Annotated in this window: 7 protein-coding genes; all 7 read left to right on the top strand. The window is 49.0% G+C overall.

Features of this window, described 5'->3' with window-relative positions; all coding sequences use genetic code 11:
• On the top strand, window positions 1–215 hold a 215-nt coding region (locus PHC90_14660; protein MDD3847587.1), incomplete at its 5' end, for a helix-turn-helix domain-containing protein.
• A gap of 2 nt (window positions 216–217) precedes the next feature.
• Window positions 218–472, top strand: a complete 255-nt coding sequence (locus tag PHC90_14655; protein MDD3847586.1) for a hypothetical protein — start codon at window positions 218–220, stop codon at window positions 470–472.
• A 2-nt stretch (window positions 473–474) separates the two neighbouring features.
• Window positions 475–1,185, top strand: a complete 711-nt coding sequence (locus tag PHC90_14650) for a hypothetical protein (GenBank protein ID MDD3847585.1) — start codon at window positions 475–477, stop codon at window positions 1,183–1,185.
• Window positions 1,157–1,495, top strand: coding sequence for a hypothetical protein (locus PHC90_14645; protein MDD3847584.1), 339 nt, complete (start codon window positions 1,157–1,159; stop codon window positions 1,493–1,495). Before PHC90_14650 ends, PHC90_14645 begins: the two co-directional genes overlap by 29 nt.
• Before the next feature lie 310 nt (window positions 1,496–1,805).
• Entirely contained in the window at window positions 1,806–2,909 is a 1,104-nt protein-coding gene (locus tag PHC90_14640; protein MDD3847583.1) for a phage portal protein, read from the top strand.
• Window positions 2,887–3,732 (top strand): Clp protease ClpP, encoded by an 846-nt coding sequence (locus PHC90_14635; protein ID MDD3847582.1) that lies wholly within the window; start codon window positions 2,887–2,889, stop codon window positions 3,730–3,732. The genes PHC90_14640 and PHC90_14635 overlap by 23 nt, the downstream gene beginning before the upstream one ends.
• 1 nt (window position 3,733) lies before the next feature.
• Window positions 3,734–4,120 (top strand): phage major capsid protein (locus PHC90_14630; protein MDD3847581.1); only part of this gene is annotated, 387 nt, incomplete at its 3' end.

The following is a 4,120-nucleotide window of genomic DNA, read 5'->3' as shown; positions in this document are numbered from 1 at the left end:
GCCTACGAAGACCCCAACGCCGAGGTGATGACATTTTGAGCACCCTACCTAACAAAGAACTTCTGCGGCCTGATGAAGTGGCGGTTTACTTCTCCGTCACCGTCCGCACTGTCCGCCGATGGATAGGAGAAGGGAAATTGAAGGCAGTCCGGGTCTTTGGAGTAACACGGATTCCGAGAAAAGAGGTCATAAGGGCACAGAAAAAGGAGGATTGATCATGACAAAGGAGCAATTGGAAAAAGGAAACGCTATCACCAAAGAGATCAACACCCTAGAGAGAGAAATACATAACCTAAATTATCCTGACGGCCCGGCCATACATGTGGTGTTACAGTGGCATACCGATAATTCGGGGGGCAGTACCATCCCGATAGTAATATCAGGCGATACGGCAAAAAAGTTGCTTGATCAGGCCATGGAGTTAAAACGTAATGACCTGAAGGAAGCCACGAGCGAGTTTGAAAGGCTATAGCAATGCAAAACAAACGCTGCCCGAAGTGTGGGGAAGAAAAACCGCTGACGAAGGAATTTTGGAGCTGGATTACCAACAAGAAAACTGGTTGGAATGGGCCGCGCTATATATGCAAACAATGCAGAGTAATTCAACAAACACAGTATCAGAAAAAGCACCCCGATATAATCAAGCAATTTCGTGACAAACCAGAACAAAAAGAAAAGCAGAAAATCCGTCATAGAAAATATTATGTAGAGCATAAAGATCTTATGAACGAAAAATCATCACAATGGGCGCTGAATAATCCTGAAAAACGCAAAATGATTTGGACTAAATACTATCAGAATAACAAACAAAAAGCGATTGATTCTGCTGCCTTATCAGCAAAATTGAACCATGGCAGAACGAAGGAGGTACGGAAAAAGTATTACGCAAAGTTGATGAGCACACCCGGTTTTCGGGAAAAAAGGAATGAACAAGCAAAGAAAAGAATCTTAAATCTGACCAACACTATCATCGCTAATTATCTTTGCGCCCATGATAATGGGTTTATGCGAGATAATATTACGCCTGAAATGATCGAATTGAAGCGTCAACAAATTCTTATGAAACGCACCCTTAAACAATTCAAAGCATGGAGGAAAGAATATGAATCAAATAACCCAGATGTTCAAGGAAAGCAACGAACGGATGAAGAAGTTAATGGAGGGCAAGGGCACGATCAATCTTGATGTTATAGCCTCGGCCCAGCGCGAGTTTGAAGGACAGATAAAACTGATCAATGCCGTTGTCTCAGCATACGGAATTTCTTCAAAGAATAAGCGTGCATTAACCGGGCTTCAACGCATGAATCTCATGGATGATACAACCGCCGTAGACCTTATGCTTGGCGATCCCGAAGCAGATAAGGTTAAGTGCCCCGAACAGGAGAGCCTTATTACCCGGCAAGAGTGCCTTGACTACTCAGGTGCACATTCAGATTGTGCTGGGTGCGAGATCGGAATAGCGACAAAGAGAAAGCTGTTGCCGGAGCAGTTCTAACCCTCCCCCTCACGAAGCCCCATTCCTCAACGGTTTGGGGCTTTTTCTTTATCCAAAATAAACGCGGACATTTCGACGTATAACGACCTTTTACGACCTAGATAGAATTCATTTCTATTTGTAACCTGTCCCTATACGGCATTACCGCTTCTTGCGCGAGGACGGGTGACATGAATTGAGTATAAAAACATGGTTTAAAAACCACTTTTCACCGAAAGCACGCATCTCAGAATACATCCAGCAAAAACTGCTTGAGATTTACGGCGGGGGCTCCACCTCCTCGGGTGTATCTGTCAATTCCGACACCGCGATGCGCCTCATAACGGTCCAAAACTGTGTCAGGGTACGAGCGGCCACGATAGGGCAACTTCCGTGCCACATCATGGAGAGATCAGGGCGGATGCGGAATAAGGCCGAGGACTTCTACCTGTACGAACTCCTCCACGATCAGCCCAATTCATGGATGACCTCTGCGGAATTTTGGGCCATGGTCGAAACCTTCATCTGCATGAGGGGCAACTTTATCGCCTACAAAGCACAACTCCCCGGCAGACCGATAAAGGCGCTTATCCCGATTAGTTGGGACAGGGTAACGAAGTGCGAACAGCACGAAGATTACTCTATCACCTACGAAATCAGTTTTAAGGACGGAAAAACCCGGACATATAACCAGAATCAGATCATGCATATCCGGGGACTTTTGACGCTGGACGGCTTTACCGGCGTCAACCCGATTGAGTATTCCAGGGAAACGATGGGGAACGGAATTGCGCAGGTAAGGCACCTCGGCAAATTCTTTGGCAAAGGAATGAGACCAGGAGCCGTAGTCAAACACCCCTTGAACCTTAGCGCCCCGGCACATTCGAACCTCAAGGCCAATCTCAAGGAAAAAATGGCAGGTCTCGGGACCCATTGGGATCTTGTCTTGATCGATGAGGCCATGGATATCGTCTTTCCCGAAATAAAACTCGTCGATCAGCAATACATTGAGTTGATGAAAATGAACGAGGCGCAGATTTGCGGCCTCTATCGTACACCCTTGATGCTCGTTCAATCAGGCGACAAGACCCCGACCTATGCCAGTGCCGAGCAGTTCATGATCAACTATCTGACCATAGGCGTCACTCCGGATGTAACCAATTACGAAAAGGCAATCCGCAGGGACGTTCTGACCCCCGAAGAGCGCAAAACATATTACGCGAAGTTCGAGACAAAGGCCCTTCTCCGTTCCGCATTCAAAGACCAGATGGAGGGTTTTCAAATTGGTGTCAATACCGAGATATACAGCCCCAACGAGGTAAGGGAATTCATGGATATGAACCCCTACGAAGGCGGGGACGAATACCGGACCAGGACCAGCACCGTGAAGGACAGCAAGGGGGATAAGGGTAATGAACCTAAAGTACAGGAATAGAAAAACCGCCGAGGCCGTGGCGAGATTTTGGAACAAGCCTCTTGATAAACCGGACTGGTTCAAGGTCCAGGCAATCTCCGACGACGAAACCGAGATCATGATCTATGACGTGATAGGCTGGCCATTCATCAGCGCCGATGATTTTGTCCGCGCTCTCGCGGGGATCACCGCAAAGACCGTTACTGTCCGCATAAACAGCCCTGGGGGGGATGTTTTTGACGGCATGGCCATTTTCAACGCGCTCAAGACCTATAACGGCAAGGTGGTGACCCGCATCGAGGGTATAGCCGCATCCATGGCCAGCGTGATAGCCCTCGCTGGCAAGGAAGTACAGGCCTACGCCAACACCATGTATATGATCCACGAACCCTACGCTTTCACTGCGGGCAACCAGTATTCCCTCCGTGAACTTGCCGATATCCTCGAAAAAATGTCCGGGCAGATGATCGATATTTATTCCTCGAACGCCTCTCCCGGTAAGCGTGAGATCGCCCAGATGATGAAAGACGAAGCATGGCTGACTGCGAAGGAGGCGAAGGAAAAGGGCTTTATCGACACAGTTATCGACGGCAAGGGTGCAAAAGCCCAGTTTGACCTGTCCATGTTCTCGAATGTACCGGACGGGTTGGACGGTGGCAGAGAAGGTGGAGAACTGACGGAACGAGAAATAGAGCGAGCCCTGCGGGATGCAGGTGCAAGCCGCTCTTTTGCTAAATCGGTAGCTGTGGGACGCAGCACCGGCAACGAAGGCGATCGGCGGGATGTTGAAAGTCTGAAAAGCAGTATCAACGCAATGATCACAACTTTTCAAGGAGGAAAGTAAGATGGATGAACTCAAGAAATTAATAGAAGCTCTCGGCAGGGCCTTCGAGGAATTCAAGGCCGCGAATGATCTGAGGATTAAGGCCCTCGAAACGAAGGGCAGCGTCGATGTTGTTCTGGCTGAAAAGGTAGACCGGATCAACAAGGACCTGTCCGCCATATCCGAGATGAAGAAACAGGTTGAGGCCATTGAGACGGCGATTGCCCAGGGACAGCTTCCGGGCGGTAGCCCGCAAAACGACAGAGAGAAGATCGCCAAAGCACAGGCCTTCATGTTTCTCATGAGGGGCAGCATCGAGGCCGTCAAGGACATCGAGGTACAGGCGGCGGCATCGACCCTTTCCGACCCGGATGGAGGCTTTACCGTTCCCGAGGAAGTAGATAAGGCG

It is taken from the genome of Syntrophorhabdaceae bacterium, from assembly GCA_028698615.1.
Taxonomy (GTDB): domain Bacteria; phylum Desulfobacterota; class Syntrophorhabdia; order Syntrophorhabdales; family Syntrophorhabdaceae; genus Delta-02.
Note: the sequence above shows the minus strand (reverse complement) of the source record. Positions and strands in the feature narration are given on the sequence as shown.

What these genes read in the sequence shown, in the direction of transcription:
- PHC90_14655 (MDD3847586.1), top strand. Translation starts at nt 218, where the DNA reads ATGACAAAGGAGCAATTGGAAAAAGGAAACGCTATCACCAAAGAGATC.
- PHC90_14650 (MDD3847585.1), top strand. Translation starts at nt 475, where the DNA reads ATGCAAAACAAACGCTGCCCGAAGTGTGGGGAAGAAAAACCGCTGACG.
- PHC90_14645 (MDD3847584.1), top strand. Translation starts at nt 1,157, where the DNA reads ATGGAGGGCAAGGGCACGATCAATCTTGATGTTATAGCCTCGGCCCAG.
- PHC90_14640 (MDD3847583.1), top strand. Translation starts at nt 1,806, where the DNA reads ATGCGCCTCATAACGGTCCAAAACTGTGTCAGGGTACGAGCGGCCACG.
- PHC90_14635 (MDD3847582.1), top strand. Translation starts at nt 2,887, where the DNA reads ATGAACCTAAAGTACAGGAATAGAAAAACCGCCGAGGCCGTGGCGAGA.